At 43.7% G+C, this 25,533-nt stretch carries 23 protein-coding genes; 4 read left to right on the forward strand and 19 right to left on the reverse strand.

Translation table 11 applies throughout. From position 1 onward, the window contains the following. Window positions 1-66: 66 nt before the first annotated feature. The 5 genes from ABU615_RS01870 to ettA form a co-directional block, all read right to left on the reverse strand. Window positions 67-1,413, reverse strand: coding sequence for an aldehyde dehydrogenase family protein (locus tag ABU615_RS01870; RefSeq protein WP_370389336.1), 1,347 nt, complete (start codon window positions 1,411-1,413; stop codon window positions 67-69). A gap of 110 nt (window positions 1,414-1,523) precedes the next feature. Beyond that, window positions 1,524-3,059 carry a peptidylprolyl isomerase gene (locus ABU615_RS01875; RefSeq protein WP_367488094.1) on the reverse strand — a complete coding sequence of 512 codons (1,536 nt, stop codon included), beginning with the start codon at window positions 3,057-3,059 and terminating at the stop codon, window positions 1,524-1,526. A gap of 153 nt (window positions 3,060-3,212) precedes the next feature. After that, entirely contained in the window at window positions 3,213-3,482 is a 270-nt protein-coding gene (locus tag ABU615_RS01880) for an HU family DNA-binding protein (RefSeq protein WP_100140679.1), read from the reverse strand. Between the two features lie 193 nt (window positions 3,483-3,675). Then, a complete protein-coding gene (gene lon / locus ABU615_RS01885) occupies window positions 3,676-6,081 on the reverse strand; it encodes an endopeptidase La (RefSeq protein WP_100140678.1) in 2,406 nt (801 codons plus the stop codon). Window positions 6,082-6,321: 240 nt separating this feature from the next. Beyond that, window positions 6,322-7,989, reverse strand: coding sequence for an energy-dependent translational throttle protein EttA (ettA, locus tag ABU615_RS01890; RefSeq protein ID WP_369608281.1), 1,668 nt, complete (start codon window positions 7,987-7,989; stop codon window positions 6,322-6,324). A gap of 148 nt (window positions 7,990-8,137) precedes the next feature. Here ettA and ABU615_RS01895 point away from each other — a divergent pair, with 148 nt between their 5' ends. Both ABU615_RS01895 and mutL read left to right on the forward strand, forming a co-directional pair. Continuing rightward, window positions 8,138-8,782: a DedA family protein gene (locus ABU615_RS01895; protein ID WP_100157092.1), complete on the forward strand. Its 645-nt coding sequence runs from the start codon at window positions 8,138-8,140 to the stop codon at window positions 8,780-8,782. Between the two features lie 39 nt (window positions 8,783-8,821). Further along, entirely contained in the window at window positions 8,822-10,753 is a 1,932-nt protein-coding gene (gene mutL, locus ABU615_RS01900; RefSeq protein WP_370389096.1) for a DNA mismatch repair endonuclease MutL, read from the forward strand. Window positions 10,754-10,870: 117 nt separating this feature from the next. On the opposite strand, the gene ABU615_RS01905 is transcribed toward mutL, so the two are convergent. The 12 genes from ABU615_RS01905 to ubiA form a co-directional block, all read right to left on the reverse strand. After that, on the reverse strand, window positions 10,871-12,454 hold the full coding sequence (locus tag ABU615_RS01905; RefSeq protein WP_370389097.1) for a YdgA family protein: 1,584 nt from the start codon (window positions 12,452-12,454) through the stop codon (window positions 10,871-10,873). 144 nt (window positions 12,455-12,598) lie between these two features. Then, entirely contained in the window at window positions 12,599-13,402 is an 804-nt protein-coding gene (locus ABU615_RS01910; protein WP_370389098.1) for a TrmH family RNA methyltransferase, read from the reverse strand. Beyond that, window positions 13,399-14,421 (reverse strand): tRNA dihydrouridine synthase, encoded by a 1,023-nt coding sequence (locus ABU615_RS01915; RefSeq protein ID WP_370389099.1) that lies wholly within the window; start codon window positions 14,419-14,421, stop codon window positions 13,399-13,401. The genes ABU615_RS01910 and ABU615_RS01915 overlap by 4 nt, the downstream gene beginning before the upstream one ends. 79 nt (window positions 14,422-14,500) lie before the next feature. After that, window positions 14,501-15,250: a PhnD/SsuA/transferrin family substrate-binding protein gene (locus ABU615_RS01920; protein WP_267407921.1), complete on the reverse strand. Its 750-nt coding sequence runs from the start codon at window positions 15,248-15,250 to the stop codon at window positions 14,501-14,503. Then, window positions 15,247-15,738, reverse strand: coding sequence for a PAS domain-containing protein (locus ABU615_RS01925; RefSeq protein ID WP_257378004.1), 492 nt, complete (start codon window positions 15,736-15,738; stop codon window positions 15,247-15,249). Before ABU615_RS01925 ends, ABU615_RS01920 begins: the two co-directional genes overlap by 4 nt. Before the next feature lie 239 nt (window positions 15,739-15,977). Further along, window positions 15,978-17,018 carry a pseudouridine synthase gene (locus ABU615_RS01930; RefSeq protein WP_370387072.1) on the reverse strand — a complete coding sequence of 347 codons (1,041 nt, stop codon included), beginning with the start codon at window positions 17,016-17,018 and terminating at the stop codon, window positions 15,978-15,980. Between the two features lie 2 nt (window positions 17,019-17,020). Next, on the reverse strand, window positions 17,021-17,620 hold the full coding sequence (locus ABU615_RS01935) for an SMC-Scp complex subunit ScpB (RefSeq protein WP_367418392.1): 600 nt from the start codon (window positions 17,618-17,620) through the stop codon (window positions 17,021-17,023). A gap of 53 nt (window positions 17,621-17,673) precedes the next feature. After that, window positions 17,674-18,597: a ribosome biogenesis GTPase YlqF gene (gene ylqF, locus ABU615_RS01940; RefSeq protein ID WP_370389100.1), complete on the reverse strand. Its 924-nt coding sequence runs from the start codon at window positions 18,595-18,597 to the stop codon at window positions 17,674-17,676. Window positions 18,598-18,682: 85 nt separating this feature from the next. Further along, entirely contained in the window at window positions 18,683-19,543 is an 861-nt protein-coding gene (rapZ, locus tag ABU615_RS01945) for an RNase adapter RapZ (RefSeq protein WP_267407917.1), read from the reverse strand. Further along, window positions 19,524-20,486 carry an HPr(Ser) kinase/phosphatase gene (hprK, locus tag ABU615_RS01950; RefSeq protein ID WP_267390412.1) on the reverse strand — a complete coding sequence of 321 codons (963 nt, stop codon included), beginning with the start codon at window positions 20,484-20,486 and terminating at the stop codon, window positions 19,524-19,526. The genes rapZ and hprK overlap by 20 nt, the downstream gene beginning before the upstream one ends. Window positions 20,487-20,498: 12 nt before the next feature. After that, window positions 20,499-20,954, reverse strand: a complete 456-nt coding sequence (ptsN, locus tag ABU615_RS01955) for a PTS IIA-like nitrogen regulatory protein PtsN (RefSeq protein WP_267390489.1) — start codon at window positions 20,952-20,954, stop codon at window positions 20,499-20,501. A 136-nt stretch (window positions 20,955-21,090) separates the two neighbouring features. Next, complete coding sequence (gene ubiA, locus ABU615_RS01960) at window positions 21,091-21,930, reverse strand: 4-hydroxybenzoate octaprenyltransferase (RefSeq protein WP_370389337.1); 840 nt, start codon at window positions 21,928-21,930, stop codon at window positions 21,091-21,093. A gap of 249 nt (window positions 21,931-22,179) precedes the next feature. Between ubiA and ABU615_RS01965 the strand changes: the two genes are divergently transcribed. Further along, window positions 22,180-22,644: a histidine phosphatase family protein gene (locus tag ABU615_RS01965; RefSeq protein ID WP_267403471.1), complete on the forward strand. Its 465-nt coding sequence runs from the start codon at window positions 22,180-22,182 to the stop codon at window positions 22,642-22,644. Window positions 22,645-22,670: 26 nt separating this feature from the next. Beyond that, on the forward strand, window positions 22,671-23,033 hold the full coding sequence (locus ABU615_RS01970; protein ID WP_267403469.1) for a YkvA family protein: 363 nt from the start codon (window positions 22,671-22,673) through the stop codon (window positions 23,031-23,033). A gap of 26 nt (window positions 23,034-23,059) precedes the next feature. Here the strand turns inward: ABU615_RS01970 and ABU615_RS01975 are convergent, their stop codons facing one another. Continuing rightward, window positions 23,060-23,785, reverse strand: coding sequence for a gamma-glutamyl-gamma-aminobutyrate hydrolase family protein (locus ABU615_RS01975; protein ID WP_367488063.1), 726 nt, complete (start codon window positions 23,783-23,785; stop codon window positions 23,060-23,062). Between the two features lie 150 nt (window positions 23,786-23,935). Next, window positions 23,936-25,528 (reverse strand): bifunctional aspartate transaminase/aspartate 4-decarboxylase, encoded by a 1,593-nt coding sequence (locus tag ABU615_RS01980; protein ID WP_100140570.1) that lies wholly within the window; start codon window positions 25,526-25,528, stop codon window positions 23,936-23,938. Between the last annotated feature and the right edge of the window lie 5 nt (window positions 25,529-25,533).

Below are 25,533 nucleotides of genomic sequence, written 5' to 3' on the forward strand. Positions count from 1 at the left end.
TAAAAATTATTACTATCATTATTACATTATTTTTCAAACAGATTCATTACTATTTGAATAAATGGCCTATTTTTGCCAATAGCTTTTAACATTGACAAATTCATATATACCAAATTCCGACAACTCACGTCCGAAACCAGAGTCTTTAACGCCACCGAAAGGCAAACGCAGATCGCTGCTGGTATGACGGTTAATAAAAACACTGCCAGCGTTGAGGCGTTCAGCATACTGCCATGCATGATTTGTATCATTGCTGTAGATGCTGGCTCCAAGCCCGAAAGGATTATCGTTGGCCAGCATTATGGCATGTTCGCTGTCTTCAGCTCTCAGAATGAGCGCTACAGGTCCAAATACTTCCTCATTATATACACGGCAGTGCCGATTAACTTTATCTAAAATCGTAGCGGGATAAAACCAGCCCTGCAGATTTTCTGGTATTTCTCCTCCCAGCAAACATTCTGCGCCATGTGCCAGTGCATCCATCACTTGTGCGTGTACACTGTCGCGCAAATCCTGTCGATGTAAAGGAGCAAGTGTGGTTGCAGACAACCATGGAGCCCCCATCTGTAATTTCTGACAATGGCGTTTAAAAGCTGCGATAAATTCTTCAGCTATATCAGCATGAACAATAATGCGTTTGGCTGCATTACATGATTGGCCAGCGTCCCGAAAGCGTGAATAGCATGCTTCAGCAGCTGCCTGCTCAATATCTGCGTCATTTAACACGATAAATGCATTACTACCACCGAGCTCCATAACACATTTACGCAGATGTTTTCCTGCTAGTGCCGCCAGATGCCGACCAGTATGGGTAGAACCTGTGAAAGCCAGCGCCTGTGTCTGAGATATGGCATATTCAATATCTTCCTCCTCCACCCAGACTAGTTGGAAAGGTAAATCCTCACCCACCAATTCAAACAGCATCTGGCTGATTTTGCCAACAGAAGGTGCGGGCTTAACCATGCAAGCATTGCCAGCACATAAGGCTGGTATAGCAAAGCGTAAAATTTGCCATACTGGATAATTCCAGGGCATCACTGCCAGTACCGTACCCAACGGTTCAAAGCGTACCTGACTCAAACTCGCCTGTGTAGCAATTGTTTTATGCGCCAACAGCTCTGGAGCCAGATGAGCGTAGTATCGGATAAGGGCTATCGATTTTGTGATTTCAGCTTCACACTCACGCAGACACCGCCCTACCTCTATACAAATCTGATAGGCCAGCTCGTCTCGCGCCTCTTCAAGCTGGGATGCAAAGCTCAGTAAATACTGTGTACGAGTTTGAACATTTTTACTGGCAAAATCATATTGACGCTGGCTGAGCTGCTGACTTTGCACATCAAATTCAGTTTTTGTCAGACATGTATGGCTAAATAGGAGTTCACCCGATACAGCATGATAACTGTTATACAACACAACAATCCTTTATCTGCATGAAGTGTTTCAGACTGCATGCAGTACAGAAAAATTCAGTGTCCCAAATAATATTGACCTTATAAAATTTATAAGGTCAATGGTATAAATTACTGCTCGTCAGCTGTATCCAGCTTTTGTGCCCCTTGTTTTAGTTTATAACGACTCTTTAACCAGGCCAAATTACTGGTGGCCAGATTCTGTGCCAAATTCTGACTGATTACCTGTTTTGCCTGCGGCAGAACATTCTCCATATCCTGTGGTTGTTTTATGGCATTAACTTTTACCAGTACTGGATTTTGCTGATCACTCAAAAGAATGTATGCAGGTTTGCCACTAACAGGTTTGGCTTTAATCCAGCTCTGAAAATCAGTTTTAGACATCATGGCTACAGCCTGCTGCGGCGTTAAATCAGCTGTTTGCGACCAGCTCAAACTGGCATTGACGTTTGTACTAACGTTGTTTAAAGCTTGCTTTGCTGCTGCTAAAGCCAATTTTTTGCTTTCTGCGGCCACATAATCTTGTTGAACTTGTGCTTTGATTTCCGTAAAGGATGCCTGGTGTTCTTTACGCACATCGATAGCACGAACTACCCAGTAGTTGCCATTGCCTATATCAATTGGTTCAGAGTTGTAGCGTTTAACCAGAACATCGTTGCCAAATAATGCATCCTGTAACGCCTTGGGCATGCCACTATTATTAGCCATGTCTCGAGTGAGCCACACCTGATCTATTTTATGAATCGTTAAACCTAGCTTATCTTTTATCGGTTGCAAGGTTTTCGGATTATTAAAAGCCAAGTCACTAACATTTTCTTTTAATTTAGCTACCACAGCCGCACCCTTACGGGCTTGAATTTCCTGTGTTAGCTGCGTACGGACGTTCTCTAGTGCCGGTTTGGGTGCTGAGGCCGTAGTCGGAATTTGATTATAGGCTTCCTGTATCTCTGCTTCACTCACGCTTTCTTTAGCACCAAGTTCCATGGCAGACAACTGGACATATTCATATTTGACAGCCTGCGGCAAATAATATTTTTTCTTATTCGCTTCGTAATAAGCTTTCAGTTTGCTGTCGTCTACTACTACCTGATGAGTGAAATTAGCGGCAGGAAATGTCAATGTCTGTACTTCACGAGCAGCCTGTAACAGATTTACCATTTGTTTGGCCTGAGCATCGCTGACCACATTTCCCGCTTTCATCAAATTAAGCATGGATTGCATGGCATATTGTTTACGCATACCGTCAATAAGCGCATCTTCAGACATACCTGCTTGTTGCAGGAAAGCGCGATATTTGGCTTCTACAAATTTTCCGTTTTCCTGAAAACTGGGATCAGATGCAATAACCTGCTTTATCTGATCTATAGGTACAGTGATATTCATATCATTTGCACCCTGCTGCACATATGCCTGATCCACCAGTGAATCATATACCAGCTTTTTGCTTACCGGATTCCCGGAAGCATTTTGTATTCGTCGCTGAAAATCATTAACATCATTTACTTTGATTTTAATGTCGCCAACTTTGCTGATGTAATCTGTACCGGGAACAGCGAGTGTGTAACCACCGGCAAATACAAAACTCAAGCAAATCACACCGAGAATAATCTGAGCCGGTGTTCTATATTTTTCTACAATGTGGAACATGAGATTCAGTTAACTTTTCTAAAGCAGATAAAAGAAGCCTATTGTATCGTTTTTTGTGAGGCTCAACCATGCTGTTTGTACAGCTAATGCACAAAAACGACAGACAAAAGAAAAGGCGGGATATCCCGCCTTGATTTAAAACATAAAACTGTATTACAGAGCATCTTTCAGTGCTTTACCGGCACGGAACTTAGGCGTTTTAGCTGCTTTGATTTCTAACGGTTCACCTGTTTTAGGATTACGTCCAGCACGGGCTGCACGCTCACCAACATAAAAAGTACCGAAACCTACCAGCGTAACTGTGTCGCCACTTTTCAAAGTGCGGGTAACAGCACTGATCATACCGTCCAGAGCCTTGGCGGCAGAAGCTTTAGATAAATCAGCCTCTTGGGCAATGGCTTCAATCAATTCAGACTTATTCACAATAAAGTCCCTTTCTGTTGTTATGTTCATTTGATTTTCAGGAACCATATGTGCAGTGGAACCTGAACAATACATTACGATTACTTTATAACAAGCCCAAATTCTTTATGTCAAGCATCGTCACCGCTGCATAAGGTTAAATCATGCCAAAAACAAAGCCATTCACCAATTAGTGTTGGTGAATGGCTGCATATCAATGTTTTACGGTTTTAGTAGTTGACTTGGCCGCAGATTTAGCTATTACTCCCTCTTCAGGCACGCTTGTCCATGGAGTAGGCGGATAAGCCAGACCGAGATTGAGCACTTCATCAATCCACTGTACCGGGTGAATAGTGAGTTTTTCGCAGATGTTGGCAGGAATTTCTTCCAAATCTTTGACATTGTCTTTTGGAATCAACACATGTTTGATACCACCTCGTAATGCAGCCAACAGCTTTTCTTTAAGACCGCCAATAGGCAATATTTCGCCGCGCAAAGTGATTTCACCAGTCATTGCCACATCTGCACGTACCGGAATACCGGTAAACGCAGAAACCAAAGCCAGTGTGATGGCGCTGCCAGCACTGGGTCCATCTTTAGGTGTCGCTCCTTCGGGTACATGAACATGAATATCATTTTTCTCATAAAAATCAGGTTCAATGCCTAAGCTTTCAGCCCGGGAACGTACCACGCTCCATGCAGCACTAACAGATTCTTGCATAACATCACCAAGCTTACCGGTGCGCAAAATATTGCCTTTACCACGAAATTTGCTTGCCTCAATGGTTAAAAGCTCACCACCGACTTCAGTCCAAGCCAGCCCAGTGACCTGACCAACACGGTTTTCATTTTCTGCAACGCCATAATCAAAGCGGCGAACACCCAGATAATCATGCAAATTATCAGCATTAATTACGATTGCTTCAGGCTTGGTTTTGGTTTTTTTAGCTTTACCGGCACTAAGTTTTTCTTCTGCAACAGCCTGTTTCATCACTACTTTACGGCAAATTTTGGCTATTTCTCGATCTAAAGAGCGAACACCGGCTTCACGAGTGTAATAGCGGATAATATCGCGTACTGCAGATTCTTCGATGCTGATTTCGCCTTCTCGTACACCGTTTTGTTTGATTTGCTTAGCCACTAAATATTTCATGGCAATATTGATTTTTTCGTCTTCGGTATAGCCAGAAAGACGAATAATTTCCATGCGATCAAGCAAAGGAGAAGGGATGTTAAGACTGTTGGATGTGGCAATAAACATTACATCCGACAAATCAAATTCTACTTCTGCATAGTGGTCAGAAAATGAATGGTTTTGTTCAGGATCCAGCACTTCCAGTAAAGCACTGGCTGGATCACCACGAAAATCATTACCTAATTTATCAATTTCATCCAACAAAAACAGTGGGTTTTTCACGCCGGCTTTGGCCATGTTTTGCAGAATTTTACCAGGCATGGAACCAATATAAGTGCGCCGGTGGCCACGGATTTCACTTTCATCGTGCACACCGCCTAATGCCATGCGTACATATTTTCGTCCTGTAGCCTTAGCTATGGATTCGCCCAGTGAGGTTTTACCTACACCCGGTGGTCCTACGAGACACAAAATAGGACCTTTAAGCTGATTCATGCGTTTCTGTACGGCAAGGTATTCCAGAATACGCTCTTTGACCTTTTCTAATCCGTAGTGATCTGCATTCAGAATTAGGTCTGCTTTGGCAATGTCCTTGCTTACTTTAGATTTTTTCTTCCACGGAAGCTCTAGCAGAGTGTCAATGTAGTTGCGAACTACGGTAGACTCTGCTGACATTGGTGGCATCATGCGTAATTTTTTGAATTCAGAAAGACATTTTTCTTCAGCTTCTTTGCTCATGCCAGCGTCACGAATTTGAGTTTCCAGATTAACCAGATCATCATCTTCTTCACCCAGCTCTTTCTGAATCGCTTTTACCTGTTCATTCAGATAGTATTCCCGCTGAGATTTTTCCATCTGCCGTTTGACGCGGCCTCGAATACGTTTTTCTACCTGAAGGATGTCCAGTTCTGATTCAAGCAGATGCAATAAATGTTCCAGTCTTGCTGTAACATTTATCATAGACAATATTTGCTGACGCTGATCTAGTTTAAGTTGCAAATGGGCGGCAATAGTATCAGCAAGTCTACTTAAATCTTCAATCCCATGAATGGTAGTCACTACCTCAGCAGGAATTTTTTTGTTTAACTTTGCCAGTTGGTCAAACTGGGAAAGCAATGTACGGCGTAATGCTTCATCATCATGAGAATCGGTATTGATGTCGGCACATTTTTCTATGTGCGCTTCGGCGTAAGGGCCGCTTTCATCAATATACTGTACTTGTGCACGATACAGACCTTCTACCAGCACTTTAACTGTGCCATCTGGTAGTTTGAGTACTTGCAGAATGTTGGCTACAGTACCCATTGCATACATATCTTCTGCATGTGGTTCATCTGTATCGGCATTTTTCTGTGCCAGTAAGAATACGGGCTCGTCATGCTCCACAGCAGCATCCAACGCTGCTATGGATTTTTCGCGCCCGACAAAAAGGGGCAGTACCATGTGCGGGTAAACAACAACGTCGCGTAGGGGCAACATTGCCATAGTTGTTGGCTGCACCGGAGAAGAATCATAAACTTCAGCCATGTAATGCCTCAATCTTTCCTGTAAATATGCTATAAAATTGGATGAGAAAATGGTGCTGAACCAGCGTTTTTCAAGTGCTTTTGTGCTGATTAATCATTGATGTGATTTTGGGTAAAGGCATAAATGGATTTAATATACCTGTAAACTAAAGGCCGGCCAGGATAGATTTATTGCGATCGCTGAACCGGCCAAAGCTAATTAGCGGGTAACCGGTTTATAACGGATACGTTTGGGTTTGGCCCCCTCCTCACCCAGACGGCGTTTTTTATCTGCTTCATATTCTTGATAATTACCATCGAAGAAGACCCATTTCGAATCGCCTTCTGCCGCTAATATATGGGTGGCAATACGGTCGAGGAACCAACGATCGTGGGATACCACTAGTACACAGCCAGCAAATTCTAATAAAGCATCTTCGAGCGCGCGCAGGGTTTCTACATCCAAATCATTGGAGGGTTCATCCAGCAAAAGCACATTGCCGCCAGAAATTAGAGTTTTGGCCAGATGCAGCCGACCGCGCTCACCACCGGAGAGTTTGCCGACGATTTTGCTCTGGTCACTCCCTTTAAAGTTAAACCTTCCTAGATAGGCTCGTGCCGGTATTTCAAATTGTCCTACCTGTAAAATATCCCTGCCTTCGGCAATTTCGTCAAAAACGGTTTTATCTTCATGCAGGCCATGCCGGCTCTGATCTACAACAGAAAGTTTAACAGTCTGACCAATCTTCACTTGTCCCTGATCTGGTTGTTCCTGTCCGGTAATCATTTTGAATAAAGTGGACTTACCAGCTCCATTCGGTCCAATGATGCCGACAATGGCTCCCGGCGGGATTTTGAAACTCAAATCATCAATTAGTAATTTGTCGCCAAAACTTTTGCTGACGTGTTCGAATTCGATAACTTCATTTCCCAGACGCTCTGCTACAGGAATAAAGATTTCCTGCGTTTCATTGCGTTTTTGATATTCGTAGTTACTCATTTCTTCGAAGCGTGCCAATCGAGCTTTGGACTTGGCCTGACGCCCACGGGCGTTTTGTCGCACCCATTCAAGCTCATGTTTCATAGCTTTAATTCGCGCTGCTTCGGCTTTGGCTTCGTGTTCCAGTCTGGCTTCTTTTTGCTCCAGCCATGAGCTGTAGTTACCTTTCCATGGAATGCCGTGACCGCGGTCTAATTCCAGAATCCATTCAGCAGCATTGTCCAAAAAATAACGGTCGTGCGTTACTGCTACTACAGTACCAGGAAAACGAACCAGAAATTGTTCCAGCCATTCTACCGATTCGGCGTCCAGATGGTTGGTAGGTTCGTCAAGCAAAAGCATGTCTGGTTTACTCAATAGCAGTTTGCACAAAGCCACACGGCGTTTTTCACCGCCAGAGAGATTGCCGATAAGGGCATCCCATTCCGGCAGCCGTAAAGCGTCTGCAGCAATTTCCAGCTGATGCTCTATATTGTCACCGGCTCCTGCTGAAATGATGGCCTCCAAACGAGCCTGTTCCTCAGCCAGCGCATCAAAATCTGCGTCCGGTTCGGCGTAGGCAGCATAAACTTCTTCCAGTTTCTTTTGCGCGGTAGCCACATCGCCCAATCCGGATTCAACTTCTTCCCTAACAGTTTTTTTAGCGTCCAGTTGGGGTTCTTGTGGTAAATAGCCGATTTTAATGCCACTCATTGGAATGGCTTCGCCTTCAAATTCGGTGTCTACACCGGCCATGATTTTCAGTACAGTGGATTTACCTGCACCGTTCAGACCCAGCAGGCCAATTTTGGCGCCTGGAAAAAACGACAAGGAAATGTCTTTGATAATTTGTTTCTGTGGCGGCACGGTTTTACTTACGCGCAGCATGGAGTACACATATTGGCTCATAGTTTATTCTGTAGATTAAATTAATGTGTATCAGCCTCAATTTAGGGGCTGGTTGTCATGATTTTGATTTTAACATGCATATTCCTGCTTTCGCGGAAAGCTTTGCGTTAAAATACCCCCTTTTATTTTGCCGCCTTAGCATATGCATATTATCTCTGCTCTGATTGATTTTATTTTACATATTGACCAGCACCTGCAATTTATTGTCTCTCAATATGGTGTCTGGATTTATGTGATTCTGTTTGCGTTGATATTTTGTGAGACGGGGTTGGTGGTTACCCCTTTTCTACCTGGTGATTCATTGTTGTTTGCTGCTGGTGGTATTGCTGCCGTCGGGGAAATGAATATTCATTGTATGGTAGTGTTATTACTGCTGGCAGCTATTATTGGCGACGCAGTTAATTTTTATGTGGGTCAGAAATTCGGTGCACATCTGTTTGCCAATCCACAGTCGCGGATATTTAAGCAGATTTATTTGCACAAAACTCAGGAGTTTTATGCAAAACATGGTGGAAAGACCATAATTATTGCTCGTTTTGTCCCGATTGTGCGCACTTTTGCCCCCTTTGTAGCCGGTATGGGGCACATGCATTACGGTCATTTTTTTCGCTATAACTGTATTGGTGCTATTCTCTGGGTGGTACTCTTTTCATATGCAGGCTATTTTTTTGGCAATCTGCCGTTCATCAAAGAGAATCTATCTTTGGCCCTGATAATCATTATTGCTATCTCACTGCTACCGGCAATTATTGAAATCATGCGCCATAAGCTGGGCAAAGGCACAAACAAATAATTCTTCATCTGCTGCTGAATAACTATTTACAGGAAAAATATGAGCCAGATACATCTGTTATCAGATCATTTAATCAACCAGATAGCTGCCGGTGAGGTAATTGAACGTCCGGCCAATGCGCTAAAAGAGATTATTGAAAACAGTCTCGATGCTGGTGCTAGCCATATTGATATAAAACTGGAAGCTGGTGGTATCAAACGTTTGTGTGTGACAGATGATGGACAAGGCATGAGTGAATCCGATATACCGCTTGCTCTGCATCGCCATGCCACGAGTAAAATCGGCAGTTTGGAAGATTTGGAAAAAGTTATGAGCATGGGTTTTCGCGGTGAAGGTCTGGCCAGCATCGCTTCTGTAAGCCGTCTGACCTTAACCAGTCGCACTGCTGATGCCAACCATGCCACGCAGATATACGCAGAAGATGGCCGGCTCAGCCCTATCAAAGCTGCTGCTCATGCGGCTGGTACTACAGTAGAAGCAGTGGAACTCTTTTTCAATACTCCGGCCAGACGACAATTTCTCAAATCTGCAGGTACCGAATTTGCCCATTGCCGTACTATGGTTGAGCGTCTGGCGATGGCACATCCTGATGTGGCTTTTGATTTGCAGCATAATGGCAAAGATATTATTAGTCTGCCCGCTCAATCGCTGTTTGAGCGCTGTACCGCTATTATGGGTACAGATTTTGCGGCTGCCAGTCTAAATGTGGACGAAAGCATGAATACTATGCGTGTGTATGGGCTGATTGGCAAACCGACCTTTATGCAGGGAAAATCCAGTCAGCAATATATATTTGTTAATCAGCGCTTTGTACGTGACAAAATCATCTTACATGCTGTGAAACAAGCTTATAACGATGTTTTGCATCAGGCGCTTACACCGGCATTCGTGCTTTTTTTAAGTCTGCCACCAACAGAGGTGGATGCCAATGTGCACCCTACTAAATCGGAAGTACGCTTCCGGCAGAGTCAGGCCGTACATCAGCTTATTTTCCATGCTCTGAATAAATGTCTGGCAGCAACAAATGCCGCTCAAACCGAATCAGTTTCGCAACCAGCCACCGTACTGGCTGACATCATGCAAAAGCAACCGGCTGATGTACAGCAGCTATTTGCTACTTCTGAAAATAAAAGCAATTTACAGAAGACTCCGGCTCCTTATCAGCGTAGCCATACGCCACTGCAGCGTAACTTGAGTCTAAGAGAATCGCAAGCTGCTCTGAACACTTATGCGCAGCTATATAAACAGGAACCGTCTACGACAGACAATTCTAAAGCAGCCAATTTTGAGTCGGAAGCAGATAGTGAACTCGTAATGTGGGAACAGGCTCGAGGTGTAGCAACAGCTTCAACAACGCAGCAGACAGTGATAAATGATACGGATATTCCACCTTTGGGCTATGCTATTGCTCAGTTACTGGATATTTATATTCTGGCTCAAGCAGAAGAAGCTCTCATTTTGGTAGACATGCATGCTACTGCTGAGCGGGTGAATTATGAAAAGATGAAACAACAACGCGATGCTACAGGTAAAGTGAGTAGTCAGACCCTACTCATTCCAGTACGCTTTCAAGCGAGCAATGAAGAAGTGGCTACAGCAGAGGACTATTCTCTTACGCTGCGGGAATATGGTTTAGACATTCAGATTGAGAATAACCAGCAGCTGGTGGTGCATTCTGTTCCAGCCATGTTGATAAAAAGTGATATTCAGCGACTAGTACAGCAGGTATTGGCTGATATGATAACTATTGGCAGCAGTGATGTAGTGAAAGAACGTGAAAATCGAATTCTTTCTACTCTTGCTTGCCATGGTTCAGTTCGTGCTGGACGTAGATTAACTTTACCAGAAATGAATGCATTACTGCGGGATATGGAAAAGACTGAACGTGCTAATCAGTGCAATCATGGCCGTCCGACATGGGTAAAATTGCGCTTGCAAGATTTAGATGCTTTATTTTTACGTGGACAGTAAAACAGTGCAATATTCAGAAGCATTACAAATATCAGTATTTTTATAAATAATCTTAATTCAAAACCCTCTTTATCTAAAAAGATAAAGAGGGTTTGTTGATTATGACTAAAGAAAAGTCTAATGGCTTGTACTAGCGGCTACTGCAGATGCAGCTGGCAGTTCAGCATAATCAGGTTCGGTTTCTGGCTCCGGCTCTATATTCCACATTTTGCCGTTTAAGTAAACTTTGCCATTGATTAATTTCAGATGGGTTTTCACAATACCGTTGCTCACCTGAATGTAGCCTTTTGCCTGCATGGATTTAATTGCACTATCAATCATCAGACGTATGGTCTGGTCGATATCCTCTAGCGCTTCTGCACCGCCAGCACTGGCATCAACAGTAAACAAAGCTCTAGCCTGACTAATGGCAAAATTTTCCATTATTGCCTGCGGTATGGCGAAATCCATTTCGGATTCAGTTTTATTCAGCATGGTGCTCAGTTGCTGCATATCAGAGGCAAGCAGATTTTTAAAACCAAGATTACCATGAATATCAATCAATCCCTGTGGCATTTGCAGTTTAAACGTATTGAGTTTGATTAAAGGATCATGCGTAAACAAACCCAATCCTTCGTTTCGTACGGCAGAAACAATGGCTGCGCGTAGCTGATCATTATTCAGGTTTTGGGTAGATAGCTGAGTAATTTTGTTATTGATGGCTACCAGACTGGCTGCATCCAAATGTTCTGCGGCTGCATCAATATCCAGAGGACCATAGACATCATTGCCGTACTGCATTCTTTCAAAGCCGAATTTACCCTGACTATTAATCCATTGATCCTGCTCTTTGGTGGATGTAGAAAGTTTCAAATTCTGAATATTGATTTTGGTGGGCATATTATTGCCGGCCGGACTGATAAAGGCACCTATTTGCAGATTAGTAACCAGATTAACCAGCTGATCCAGACGGATGTTGTTGTCAGCGGTATCATTCCAAATAAAAGTAATTTCTTTTATGCTAAGGTCACTGTTTCCAAGAGCCAGAGTTGTCTTTCCATGCTCAGTATGACTGGTGAACTGCAAATCCTGATAAGAAGCACGGCCTTTGGTCGACAGAATCATGTCCAGACCAGGGCTGACTGTATGGCTGTCATAACTATTGAAATCTTCAGCGTAATCAATAGTAGAATCCAAGCCCTGCCAATTTATTTTAATACCTGACAATTCTTCATAATTGAATTTAGGTATCACTACATGCATCTGCCCGCTGCCGCTCAGATTAATGGTATTTTCAAGTTTGACCGGTGCTTCCTGCCCGAAAAAACGAGCCAGAATCTGCTGTGCCTGCGGGGTAAAGCGCAATTCTGTTTCCACATGTGCTCGTACCGGCCGGATGCTGCCGGCAAATAAACCATGCCGTACATGATTAACAACAGTAATAGGCTGTTGTAACACGGTACGCACATTATCAGGAAGCTGTTGCTGAATACCAGCAAAAAAGCTTGGTTTAAAGCGAATCTGCATGGTTTCAGTAGAGGTAAACCATCCACGCTGATAGCTTTGTTTATCAATAATTAAAAAAGAGCTTTTAGCCAGTAAATCGCGTTGTTCATCCATGCTTTGCTGCGTTTTTACCCCTAAATAGCAAGGTAAAGCGAGTACAACAAGCAATATAACAGCCACGATGGCGGCAATAATGGTTAAAATCCGTTTATTCATGCTCGAAATGTCTTATATATCCACGTTCTGGAAGAGTTGCAGGATAACATCAAACTGGCTGTTTGTCCGCGGTGTTTATCGGTGTAATCAGACTTATTCAAATGTGAACAATTTTGATTTGCATGTACCCGACACATAAATTTGTTAATTGAGTGTACCGCCAGCCGTCAGTCGCTGACGCTGTTGTTCAAATAAACAGACAGTTGCAGCCATGGCAACATTAAGTGATTCTGTTTGTCCGATCATTGGTATTATTACATGCTCGGTAGCGCTGTGTAGCATTTTTGCACTTAAACCACTGCCTTCATTACCAAATAGCCAGCCAACAGGATGAGTCAGATTCAGTGTGTACAAGTTTCTGGCTTCAGTGCTTAATGCGGTAGCGTATAAGGGATGAGCGTAATCTGCACGCCAAATATCCAAATCAGCAACCGTCTGTATAGAAAGATAAGCATGTGCACCCATGGCGGCCCGTAAGACTTTTGGAGACCAAACGTCAGTACTGTCTTTACTAAGCACAATATGCTTAACACCGGCCGCAAGAGCGCTGCGTAAAATCGTACCAACATTTCCTGGATCTTGTACCCGTTCTAACACAACTACATCGTTATCTATAGATGCCTCAATCTGCGTAGGCAGGGATAAGATGGCAATTGGTTCTTTTGAGTGAGTTAAATCGCTGATTTTCTCTAACAAATGGTCGGCAACTAGTACAATTTGCTGTGCCGGTAGCTCTCTCATTAAGGCAACTATTTCAGGATCATCTGCACGAAGTTGCGGTACATACATTGTGTGGATGGAGTGACCTGCCTGCATAAATGTCTGAATCAGGTGTATTCCCTCCACCACAGCAAGCCGGTGCTGACGTCGATAATGTGATTGTGCAATTAACCGCGACAGATGCTTGAGTTCGGTATTACTGGCTGACTGGATAATTTTGTAGTTCATACCGAAATTCCATTTTCTGCTGTGTGTAGATTTAATTCTTTCTGAATGTCGGCAATGGCCGTTATTTTACGTAGTTGTTTAAATAACTCTCCGGCTTCTGCATAGTGCAGTCTGAGCATGCCAAGCCATTGTTTTAAACGCGCCACCGTATAATTGGCATGGCTATTTCGTAGCTGACAACAGCCATTAAAAAAATCCTCAATCCATGGCAAAATTTCGGTCCATGTTAAAGCAGGAAGATTGATCCCCCGATTGGTGGCGGCAATCTGTCTGGCTAAGTCCGGACATTGAACAGCACCGCGTCCGAGCATGACATCGGTACAACCACTGATTTCGCGAATCTGATGATAATCGGCTAAAGTAAACACATCGCCATTGGCAATAACTGGAATGCTTAAAGCTTCGCGAATGCGTCCTATCCATTCCCAGTGTGCGGGTGGTCGATAACCTTCTGTTTTTGTACGTGCATGCACGGTGACTTCACCAGCACCACCCTGTTCGATTGCGTAAGCGCATTCTAGTGCCAGATTTTTATGTTCATAGCCCAGTCGCATTTTTGCACTCAGTTTGATTTCTGCTGGTAAACTTTGACGTACGGTAGCAACTATTTGTTCGATTTTTTCTGGATACTGCAAAAGTACGGCTCCACCCTGATGTTGATTGACGGTAGGAGCCGGACAACCAAAATTCAAATCTATATGGTTGGCACCTAATTTAACTACCTTCAATGCATTTAAAGCCATATTTTCCGCATGGCTGCCCAGTAACTGAACAGCCACAGCTGTGCCGGCTTGAGTCTGATTATTCTGTGCCAACTCTGGCATGTATTTCAGCCACATAGACTTGCCGTGTATGGTATGGGTAATCCGTACAAATTCAGTGACACATATATCAAAGCCACCTATACGAGTTAATAAATCGCGCATAGGGGCATCTATGAGTCCCTGCATAGGGGCAAGTAATATTCTGGGAAAAGATATTTTCGTCTGTATATCAGGACTGCTCACGCGTATAACCATTGCTCTTACAAAAAACAACGCAACCTGTTGTCTGACAAGTTGCGTATTTAATTATAAAATAAAAATGGTTGTAGCAGGTTTAATCGCGTAATGTTTCAATTAGGTCGATCAATAATTCTACTTCTTCTGTCTTCAAAACAGCAAACCCATCATTCAGACCCAGATCTTCCAACAGCATTTCTCCTGCCGGTGTTTCATGCATGGATGTAAATGCATTCTGTAAAGTATCCAGCATCTCTGCATGCCGCGGATGTAGCAAAATCATATGATATAAATCATTGATTTTACTTTCAATCAATAAATTTAGGCGGCTGAGTGTAATTGAAGTCAGCTTGTGATAGGCAGAAGACATAAATAAGCCTATATCACCTTCGTGCTGAATCAAACCGCGAGCCACTGCTGAAAATGATTCACTTTTTACCCAAGTAAGGTCTTTTTCTTCAATATCTACTGCTTCTAGTAGACGTAAAGCAATCAATTTGACATCATAATTTTCGGTACATAAAATCTTCATACCTGGTTTGACATCTTGAAGTGATTTTATTTCACTGTCAGCCGCACTGGCAATCACCATTTCATCGAAACGATTAACAGGACGAACGACCGGCAAATAACCCAGCTCTCTAATCAGCTTAGAAGCATTAAATGGATTTGCATAGATAATATCAACATTGTCTTTGTCAATTTCCTGCTGCTCTTCTTCAGCATTGCTGGCCATAAACAGGTGCACTGGAGCATCAATTAGGCGTTGCAGACGGGTATTAAGAAAATGCCAGCCAGCATAGAATTCAGGGGGAAAATCTGGTGCAATCAGAAAATTAATGGTCATGAATTACCCCGTTCTTCTTTCATTAGTCCTTCATACAGACTTTGCATTTCCAGCACCTTGCTGCGAGATGGTTTTCGCCGCACTGAGGTATATCCCTGAATCACACCATCCCTTATATTAGGCACAATTGTTGCATATACCCAGTAAAATCCACCATCTTTACGCAGATTTTTAACATAGCCGTGCCATTTCTTACCCTCTTGCACGGTATCCCATAAATCTTTATAAGCCACTTTCGGCATGTCGGGATGACGAAGGATATAATGTTCAGCACCCATCAGCTCTTCGCGCGACCAGCCGCTCATATGCACGAATACTTCATTGGCATGTGTAATTATTCCCTTTAAATCTGTAGTAGAAGTAATCAGACACCCATCAGGAAATTCTGTTTCTACATCAGTACAATATACGGTGCGTGTTACCCCATCGTAATGTGTCAATTCAAATGTACGGTGCTCAATTTCAGGCACCTGCATCGGTGAAATCATTCTGACTCCATTTTCTTGAATGTGGACAACCAGACGAATAATGCAAAAGCTTATATACCTTATATATTGCGCCGATTAGCAAAATAATACAAAGCATTTGATTAATTTGTATAAAAAATCACACAATTTCTTGATAAAAATCAAACAATGCAGGAAATTATGTAAATAATTTCCTGCATGGGTAAATCAGATATAACATAAAATAGGATGCTTATAAGCTCAGAATTTATGCCAAGAATCTATTTTTTTCTTGCATAATCAGATTGATACAATCCTGCCCATTTCATGATACCGGCAACTTCAAATTCATTAAATTCATAATACTGCCCGCGTTTTAAACGTTTAGGTAAGGAGATTGGACCAAAGCGTACGCGTACTAATCGACTTACCGTTAATCCCTGACTTTCAAACAAGCGCCGTACTTCACGGTTACGCCCTTCTTTGATGATGATGTTATACCATCGATTGGCTCCTTCGCCACCCTGTTCCCACAGATGTTGAGCCTTTGCTATACCATCTTCAAGTTCTACACCATTCAGCAGGTTTTGTTTTTGCTCGTCACTGAGCTCACCCAATACGCGTACTGCATATTCACGCTCAACTTCAAAACTCGGATGAGCAAAACGATTCACTAATTCACCGGAAGTTGTCAGTATCAGTAAGCCGCAGGTGTTGATATCCAGACGACCAATTGCCACCCAGCGGCTGCTGGCCGCTTGCGGCAGGCGATCAAAAATACTAATTCGCCCCTGCGGGTCGTCACGGCTGACAATCTCGCCTTCCTGCTTGTAATACACCATAATGCGCGGCAGGCGATCTGGCCATTTAATATTAATCGCAGAACCTCTTACGCTGACTTCATCTTCTGGCGTGATTCTGTCACCTAACTGCGCTACTTTGCCATTTACTCGCACCTGTCCTTGACTGATCCACTGCTCCATTTCACGCCGTGAACCGACTCCAGAAGCAGCCAGGGCTTTTTGCAAACGCACTGGTTCCATTTTTTCCAGGTTAACACGCTGTTCTTTCAGTATACGGGAACGTTGCAATATATCTTGACTGGGTGTGCGCTGCACCAGCTTTCTGGCGCGCTGAATACGTGCTTTGTTTTCCACTTTCTGTTCAAAAGCGGTGTTTTTTCTGGTAGTTGCATTTTTATGTTCTAATGCAGCCTTTTTTATCTCATTATTTTGCCGGCCTTTACTGCTGACTTTATTACTCTTTGAGGCCACACCATCGCGTATCTGGCGCTTGGTTAATTTTTTGTTGGCTTGACTCATGTTTAAACTCCCGATCCGTCATCCGACGGCTCTTCTGCGGTTGTTGATACTTCCGCAGATTCACTTAATTCAGGTAAAACCAGTTCACCCAATTCGGTTAAAGGTGGCAGCTGATTTAAATCTTCCAGCTGTAAATCACTTAAAAATGTAGCAGTTGTGGCCCATAAGTTGGGTCGCCCTACGCTGTCGCGTTGTCCGATAATCTCTATCCAGCCACGATCCTGCAGTGTTTGTAACACATTACTGGAAACAGCCACGCCACGTATTGCTTCTATATCACCACGTGTAACCGGCTGCTGATAGGCAATTATTGCTAGTGTTTCCAATACTGCACGTGAATAGCGCGGTGTTCGTTGCACATCCAGACTGGCCAGCAACGGATAAGCTACCGGTGTGACCTGAAATCGCCAACCTTCGGCACTATGCACCAAATTCAATGCGCGTTCATGCCAATACTCCTGCAAATGAGACAATACACTAGTCAGTTCATCTGCAGATAATGGCGGTTCCCTGAGTGAGCACAATTGCTTCTCGCTCAGTGCCTCACTTTGGGTGAGTAAAGCAGCTTCAATCAAAGCTTCGATAGAGACTGTATGATTCATATCCATGAGTTCCTACGCTGTCAGTGCAGGCATGATAAGATCTAGAAAAGAAATCAACTTTTCCGTGCAGCTTTTTTGGCTGCGCGCTCGGCTTTTAGCTGAGCTTCCTGCATTTGTCCTTTTTTCAGCCACACTACCCATTGGTTTGGGGTTTCCAATGTAATTCGGCCTATCAGTCCATCGCGAAAATCGGTGAGCACACGCTCAGCTGCTTTCTGGTAATCAATGCGGCCACCGCTTAATAAGGCACCGCGTTTTTTACCAATCCATTCTAGCCAATTATCATCATGCCAGTGCGGGCTTTCACTCAAATCTGCCTGATATCTCAGTTGCAGTAAAGAAAGGTAATGGCGGCGCAGATAATCCAGTAATTCAAGTGCCACTGTTTCCTCATCTAGTGCGTTGCGTCCCACTGCTCCACTAGAGGCCAAATTATAACCGGCTTCTTCGACAATGATTTTAGGCCACAGCATACCGGGGGTATCATACAACCAGAAATCATCTGCCAATATTAGCCGCTGCTCTGCCTTGGTGATACCTGGTTCATTGCCGGTTTTGGCACTGCGCTTACCCAGCATGCCATTAATCAATGTGGATTTGCCTACGTTAGGAATACCACAAATAAGCACTCTTAACGGACGGTCTAACCCATGGCGATTGGGTACCAGCGATCGGCACGCTGCAATGATTTTACTTGCTGCCTGTTTTTCTGATGCATCCAGTGCCAGTACATTGGTATGAGGCTGGGCGCGATAGTCGGTCAGCCATAGCTCAGTACGCTCTGGATCGGCTAAATCTTGTTTATTAAGTATTTTCAGTTTGGGTTTATCGGCAGCTAGCTTGGCCAGCAATGGATTGGCACTTGAAGCCGGTAAACGTGCATCCAGTACCTCAATGACCATATCCACACTTTTAATACGCTCGGCAATGGCTTTTTTGGCTTTATTCATGTGCCCGGGATACCATTGAATCGCCATAAACTGTCCTTGTCTGCTAAAAATCCAACACAGAAAACACACAGGCAGCCTGATTTCAGGCTGCCTGAATAATTCACTGTACTTATTATACCGTTTTTTCAGAATTTTTTCTCAATTCCAGCTGCCGATGCCGAACGATTACCGAATATGCATTAAGCTGCTGTGCGAGTGCCTGAACAATATATACAGAGCGATGCTGCCCACCGGTACAACCAATGCCGATATTAACATAGCTGCGGCTTTCCTTTTCCATTTCGGGCAGCCAGCGGCATAAAAAACCAGATAAATCTGCAATCATTTCTGCCATGACCGGCTGGCGAGCAAAAAAATCCTTTACTGGTTCATCCAGTCCGGTGAAAGGACGCAAATCAAAATCGTAATAAGGATTGGGAAGAAACCGAACATCAAAGACAAAGTCCAGTCCTGCTGGTACTCCATATTTATAGCCAAAAGATTCAAGTACCACTCGCAGGGGAGCCACCGGCAGATTCAACCATTGCTGTATTTGACGGCGCAACTGAGGTACGTTGAGCAAAGAAGTATCAATTACATAAGCGAAACTTTGTAATGTAGACATATATTGCTGTTCGGCAGCGACACTTTCATTCAGTGTCTGGTGCTCTTTCGCCAGAGGATGGCTGCGGCGCGTTTCTGAAAAACGACGCAGCAAAACAGGTACCGATGAAGTTAAAAACAGCAGATCTACCTGATGCCCTAGCTGCCGCAATCTTTTTACTAGCTCTAACACTTCTGCTGGATTAAAGCGTGAGCGAATATCTACGCTTACACCCAATTGAGCTGTTTGGCTAGCGGCATAATGCTCAATCAGACCGGGTAATAGCTTAACAGGTAGATTATCCACACAGACAAAGCCAACATCTTCCAGCAAACGCAAAGCAATAGATTTTCCAGAACCGGATAATCCGCTAATCAATATTATCCTCATGATTCACCGCATCCTCTTTCAGCATTGAATTATGACGATCCAAAAATTCCTTGGTACTGTCTTTACCTCTCATTTGTAAAATAAAATTACTTACTGCAGCTTCCACCAAAACGGCCAGATTGCGCCCTACGGCCACCGGTAGGGTCACACTACGGATAGAGACATTCAGAATGCTTTCAGTTTCACTTTTGATACTCAGACGATCCATTCGTTGCATGTGGCTATCATCAGCAAGTGCCAGATTGATGATGAGCTGTAGCTGTTTTTTCGGGCGCACGGCGGTTTCACCGAAAATGGCACGGATGTTGAGCACACCTAGACCACGCACTTCCAAAAAATCTTTCAGCATGGCAGGACAACGCCCTTCCAGCGTTTCCGGCCCAATGCGGTACAGTTCTACGGCATCATCTGCGACCAGACCATGGCCACGGGATATCAACTCCAGTGCCAGCTCGCTTTTTCCTAGTCCAGACTGGCCGGTAATAAGTACGCCGATTTCAAATACATCTAAAAAAACACCGTATTTAACAGTTGAGGCAGCCAGTACCCGTTGCAGATAGATGCGCAGCACATCCATCAGGAAGGGACTTTCTGTTTTCGATGTTAACAGTGGCACATTATGCGTATGACAATAATCACGCAACATATAAGGCACGGGTAAATCATTAGCCACAATGATCAAAGACATGGTAAGGTCGAATAATTCATTGAGGGTAGTTTTGATTTCTCCAGCCTCAATCTTATTCAAATACTCAACTTCGGCAATACCGATTACCTGTATCTGATTGGGATGGATAAAGTTCAAATGGCCGACAAGAGCCAATACCGGTTTATCAGCATCGATACTGATGCGGTTATCAGCGCCAGCAGTGCCGGCAGACCACGCCAATTTAAGCTTAGTCTGGTTATCATGATACAAACGCCGTACCGATATGCTGGGCATAAAAGTCTGTCCTTATAGCTCTTCGGCAACAAGTATATCGCGCACACTTTCAGCACTGGTAGCAGACAAAAGTGCATTGCGAACTGATTTCTGGGAAAATTTTCCTGCCAGCTCTGATAATACATTCAGATGTTTAGTGGAAGCATTTTCCGGCACTAATAGCACAAACACCATGTTTACAGGTTGCTCATCCGGTGCATCAAAGGCTATGGGAGTTTGCAGCCGGAAAAACGCGCCTACAGTATCTTTTACGGTACCAGTTCGACCATGGGGAATAGCAACGCCTTTGCCTAAAGCTGTAGAACCCAGTTTTTCACGTGCAAACAGGCAGTTAAATACATCTTCTTGCGACAGACCGGCCTGCTCGGATAATAGTTTTCCGGCTTCCTCAAACAATCTTTTTTTACTGCTAACATTTAAATCGAGAACCACGTGTGAAACCGGTAATATATCCCCAATTAAACTCATGCTCATTTTCTATTCCTATCAAATTGCTCATTGCAGCGGGTCTTAAACCCTTGAGCTACAGGATGTGCAATTTCTTCCATTACTATTAATCAATTACCCAATTATATTATCTTCTAATCGCATAGACGGTTATGTATTAAGGCTGGCCTAGCCAATAATGCAGCAATAGCCCTACAAACCAGATAAGTCCGATACGGTTGTTACGTAAAAACATAGCAAAGCATATTTTGCGGTCTCGTGTGCGAATATTCCGCCATTGTATATACTGTAAAACCAGCACCAGCGGCAAAGCAAGCCAGTACCATATACTGGCCTGAATCATCCCGCCAGCAAAAATCATGAATATATCAAAACCAAGATGGCACAACATCACGGCAGTAATATCATGCTGCCCGAAAGTGATAGCAGAAGTACGGATGCCAATTTTCAGGTCGTCCTCCTTATCTGCCATCGCGTAAATGGTATCGTAGGCCAGAGTCCATAATGTATTGGCTGCGAGTAATACCCATGCAATCATGGGTACCTGATTGCTCAATGCTGCAAAAGCCATCGGAATACCGAAAGAAAATGCAAGGCCAAGATATAGTTGCGGCAGCGGAAAAAAGCGCTTGGTAAAGGGATAAGTCATAGCCAAAAACAAAGCCGGTATACTCATCAACCAAGTAAGCCGATTAAGTGGCAACAGACACAGTGCAGCCAAAATACACAGCACCAGCGTAAGCAAAAGCGCTTCTTTTTTGCTCACTTTTTTCAAAGCAAACGGGCGTTGATTGGTACGGTCTACCGCACCGTCAAAGTCGCGGTCGGCATAATCGTTGATCACACAGCCTGCACTGCGCATTAAAAAAGTACCAATAGTAAATACCAATACCGTTAGCCAGTCTGGATGGCCATCACCTGCAATCCACAGTGCCCACCACGTGGGCCAGAGCAGCAATAATGTGCCGATAGGACGGTCTATACGCATTAACTGCATATAAACTTGCAGACGGTCAGCCAGCCGCCAGCTTTGATTCTGCCCCAGTTTACCTTCTACAGAAAATCGATTCACGCCAGTTTAGTCTTCCAATGTTAATGCTTGATTAAAAAATACAAAGATAGCCCGGGTGACATTGCCAGACCATCTGGTTAGCTCTACTATCAAACTGAGAATGGAAACCAAACAATTGTAACATAAGCATAACAGTACACTGCACTCAGACACCATAATCCAAAGGAGTAAGATATGGACTTAATTTTATGGCGCCATGCCGAAGCCGAGGATAACTGGGAGGATATGGCACGCAAACTCACCACTAAAGGCCAACTGCAAGCAAAGCTGAGCGCGCAGTGGCTGCGTCAGCATTTGCCGGGTAATTGTCAAATTTACTGTTCAGAAGCTGTCAGGTCTCAGCAAACTGCTCGTTATCTGAAGCAGCCGTTTACTGTAAACAAATTATTCAATCCGGACTGCCACCCGCTTGATCTAGCCACATTTCTGCAACAGCAGCCCCCTGCATCCACTCAGATATGGGTAGGACATCAGCCATGGATTGGCCAGTTTTGTGCTTATCTTCTTAATGGTGTCTGGCTCCCACAACAATTCTGGTCAGTAAAAAAATCGGCTTTTTGGTGGTTTGATGTCCGTTTTTACCAGCAACGCCATCAAGCACGAGTAAAAGTGGTTTTATCACCGTCAAATTTAAAATAAATCCATTATTAAGAAAACACAATGCCATGAAGTTTTTTTCCAAAAGTGTGGTCAATCTGCATGGATGGGTTAATGAGCAAAGCTTTTTTGCCAAACTATCCAGAAATGCTTTGCGTTTGGGCAAACCGGTGGTTATACAGCTGTACTCTTTATTTCTGCTACTTAAATCTCCGCATACGCCTTTACGCAGTAAAATGTTGATTCTAGGTGCCTTGCTTTACTTTCTTAGCCCAATAGATCTCATACCAGACTTTCTTGGGCCGCTTGGTTTCACCGACGATATTGCCGTTATTGCTATGGTATGCAAACAACTACAAACTGCTCTCACACCAGCTTTGAAAGAACAGGCTCAAAACGCAATCAACCGTTTTTTTACCAACAAGGCTTAGAGCTGGTTTAAGCATTTTGCTATGTGTTAATGCTTCTGTGTCTGATATCTATGCAATAATTTATCCAGAAAAACACACAGTTTCTGATTCATGGGAACGTAATCATAGTCCAAAATTTCAGATGCAGGTTGTATATACGGATACTGACCGGCATGCTGTAAATCTAGCTTTGAATGGGGAATTAATGATTCAATTGCTGCGCGGTTGAATTCAAGATGAAACTGAAATCCGTATGCTATTGGCGCAAACCGGATAATCTGGCGTGGACAACCAGTACTATAAGCTAAAATCTGTGCCTGTGGGGGTAGTCCAGGCATATCTCCATGCCAGTGGCCCACAGTCAATTCCTGACCAAAATGTTCTATCATCTCATCGGCTAAACCTGCCGCTGTAAGCTGAATCGGAAAGTTACCGATTTCCTTATTAGGGCTGCTTTCTACCATACCGCCCAGCGCCTGTCCGATTAATTGTGCTCCCAAACAAATTCCCAGTACTGCTTTACCATTATCAATGGCTTGGCGGATAAGGTGCTGCTCAGCGGCACTGTCAAAATAGGCACAATCCTGTATTGTAGTTAGTGGTGACTGAGGCCCACCCATGATAATAAGCATATCAAAACCATCGGCAGATGTTGGCACTTTATCTCCCTGATAAATAGCAGATAACGAAATTGTATGCCCCCTATTTTGCGCCCATTCGAGGCATACTGCCGGTTGCTCAAAATTTTCGTGCACAATAATATGTACTCGCATTCTGTTCTCCTCCATATAAATCAGCTAAATAATTATACTAAACTATACTAATATCCTAGTTAAAACAAAAGCTGTGCATGATAAAGGCGAATATAATAGCGCCGTACTTTTCTTAAGTACGGCGCTGATTTAAAGCTTAAACAAAATTAATTATTTGCTGGCTTTAAATTCTTCGTAATACTCGCAAGCCAGTTTATGCAGTGAAGCACCGATGGCTTTGTACTGGTATTCGTTCAGGTTGGCCAGAGATACACGACCAGATGGATGACGTACCGCAAAGCCTTTACCAGGTAACAATACTACGCCGGATTCATCTGCAATTCTGAACAGCAGTTCATTTGGGTTTTTGGTTTTAACTACCCATTCAGCAAACTCGTTACCATACAACTGACGGGCAGTATCTTCCATATCCACCAGAGTATAGTAATCTACGCTGTTTTCGTTGAACTCGTGTTTGATACCCAGCTGTTTGTACATAGCGGCGCTGCGATTGCGAATCAGAGCCATCAATGCGTCTTTATACTGTTTCTTGGTATCCATCATTTCGGCCAGAGAGAACAGTACCATCTGTACCTGCTGCGGAGTAGACAGACCAGCAGTGTGGTTCAGCGCTACAGCACGGCTATCAGCTACCATACGGTCAATCAGTTTCAGTTTTTCTGGTTCCGGCGTAATAGACAAGTAACGTTCATGCAGAATTTTGCGTTCTTCTTCCGGCAGTTCTGCAATTTTCTTATCTAGTACATTTTCTTTGGCCATGGCAATTACGCCTAAACGCCAACCGGTTGCACCAAAGTATTTGGAGAAAGAGTAAACCAGAATGGTGTTGTACGGACACATGGTAAACAGAGACTCAAAGTTCTCAGCAAAGGTACCGTAAACGTCATCAGTCAAGATAATCAAGTCAGGACGTTTTTTCACGATGTCCGCGATAATCTGGAGACTGCGGTCGTCCATTTTCACTGAAGGTGGGTTGGACGGATTAACCAGATAGAATGCTTTGATAGAAGGATCTTCTAGTTTACGCAGTTCGCTTTCAGGATACTGCCAGTCCAGTTTCGGATCAGCATTGATTAATACTTCTTCCAGTTCGTAATCATTCAGTTCTGGAATTTCCAGATAAGGCGTGAAAATTGGGGCACCCAGAGCAATTTTGTCACCTTTACGAATCAGACCATTCTGTTTCAGCGAGCTGAAAATATAGGCCATAGCGGCGGTACCACCTTCAGTGGCAAATAAGTCGATATCATCGTTAGCCAGTGTTTTGGCACCCATTTCTTCAAGAACGTAGGTTTTAACGATTTCTTCAGACAAACGCAGCATGCGGTCTGGTACGGGATAGTTGCAGCCCAGAATGCCTTCAGTCATTTCCAGCAAGAACTGATGCTGATTGTAGCCAAGCTGGTCACGCACGTAAGACATGGCTTTACTCAGGAAGTCCACACCAGGTTTGTGGCGGTTGCGACGAATAAAATCGTCGAAGCGAGCCATCAAATCATCTTTAAATGGCATTCCGCCGATATTCTGGTCTAAGAAAGAGAAAGAGATTTCAGACTCTTCAGTAGCAAACAGACCTAATTCAAAAAATGCATTACGAGGCAAAGTAGCCAGAAAGTTGGGGTTACCACGGCCAGCATTCAGCATCATGCGGTCGTTGCGGCTCTGTGCCAAATCAATCAAATGATTTTTCAATTCAAATGGGCTTAAATTAGCATATTTTTCAAAATCATGTTTTGAAGTCATAACAT

Origin of the sequence: Snodgrassella alvi, from assembly GCF_040741455.2 — a bacterium.
Lineage (GTDB): Bacteria > Pseudomonadota > Gammaproteobacteria > Burkholderiales > Neisseriaceae > Snodgrassella > Snodgrassella alvi_E.

Bases quoted from the DNA above. Each gene is read 5' to 3' on its own strand.
- ABU615_RS01875 (WP_367488094.1), bottom strand. From the start codon at position 3,059: ATGTTCCACATTGTAGAAAAATATAGAACACCGGCTCAGATTATTCTC.
- lon (WP_100140678.1), bottom strand. From the start codon at position 6,081: ATGGCAATGTTGCCCCTACGCGACGTTGTTGTTTACCCGCACATGGTA.
- ettA (WP_369608281.1), bottom strand. From the start codon at position 7,989: ATGAGCCAATATGTGTACTCCATGCTGCGCGTAAGTAAAACCGTGCCG.
- mutL (WP_370389096.1), top strand. From the start codon at position 8,822: ATGAGCCAGATACATCTGTTATCAGATCATTTAATCAACCAGATAGCT.
- ABU615_RS01905 (WP_370389097.1), bottom strand. From the start codon at position 12,454: ATGAATAAACGGATTTTAACCATTATTGCCGCCATCGTGGCTGTTATA.
- ABU615_RS01910 (WP_370389098.1), bottom strand. From the start codon at position 13,402: ATGAACTACAAAATTATCCAGTCAGCCAGTAATACCGAACTCAAGCAT.
- ABU615_RS01915 (WP_370389099.1), bottom strand. From the start codon at position 14,421: ATGGTTATACGCGTGAGCAGTCCTGATATACAGACGAAAATATCTTTT.
- ABU615_RS01920 (WP_267407921.1), bottom strand. From the start codon at position 15,250: ATGACCATTAATTTTCTGATTGCACCAGATTTTCCCCCTGAATTCTAT.
- ABU615_RS01925 (WP_257378004.1), bottom strand. From the start codon at position 15,738: ATGATTTCACCGATGCAGGTGCCTGAAATTGAGCACCGTACATTTGAA.
- ABU615_RS01930 (WP_370387072.1), bottom strand. From the start codon at position 17,018: ATGAGTCAAGCCAACAAAAAATTAACCAAGCGCCAGATACGCGATGGT.
- ABU615_RS01935 (WP_367418392.1), bottom strand. From the start codon at position 17,620: ATGAATCATACAGTCTCTATCGAAGCTTTGATTGAAGCTGCTTTACTC.
- ylqF (WP_370389100.1), bottom strand. From the start codon at position 18,597: ATGGCGATTCAATGGTATCCCGGGCACATGAATAAAGCCAAAAAAGCC.
- rapZ (WP_267407917.1), bottom strand. From the start codon at position 19,543: ATGAGGATAATATTGATTAGCGGATTATCCGGTTCTGGAAAATCTATT.
- hprK (WP_267390412.1), bottom strand. From the start codon at position 20,486: ATGCCCAGCATATCGGTACGGCGTTTGTATCATGATAACCAGACTAAG.
- ptsN (WP_267390489.1), bottom strand. From the start codon at position 20,954: ATGAGTTTAATTGGGGATATATTACCGGTTTCACACGTGGTTCTCGAT.
- ubiA (WP_370389337.1), bottom strand. From the start codon at position 21,930: ATGCAGTTAATGCGTATAGACCGTCCTATCGGCACATTATTGCTGCTC.
- ABU615_RS01965 (WP_267403471.1), top strand. From the start codon at position 22,180: ATGGACTTAATTTTATGGCGCCATGCCGAAGCCGAGGATAACTGGGAG.
- ABU615_RS01970 (WP_267403469.1), top strand. From the start codon at position 22,671: ATGAAGTTTTTTTCCAAAAGTGTGGTCAATCTGCATGGATGGGTTAAT.
- ABU615_RS01975 (WP_367488063.1), bottom strand. From the start codon at position 23,785: ATGCGAGTACATATTATTGTGCACGAAAATTTTGAGCAACCGGCAGTA.
- ABU615_RS01980 (WP_100140570.1), bottom strand. From the start codon at position 25,528: ATGACTTCAAAACATGATTTTGAAAAATATGCTAATTTAAGCCCATTT.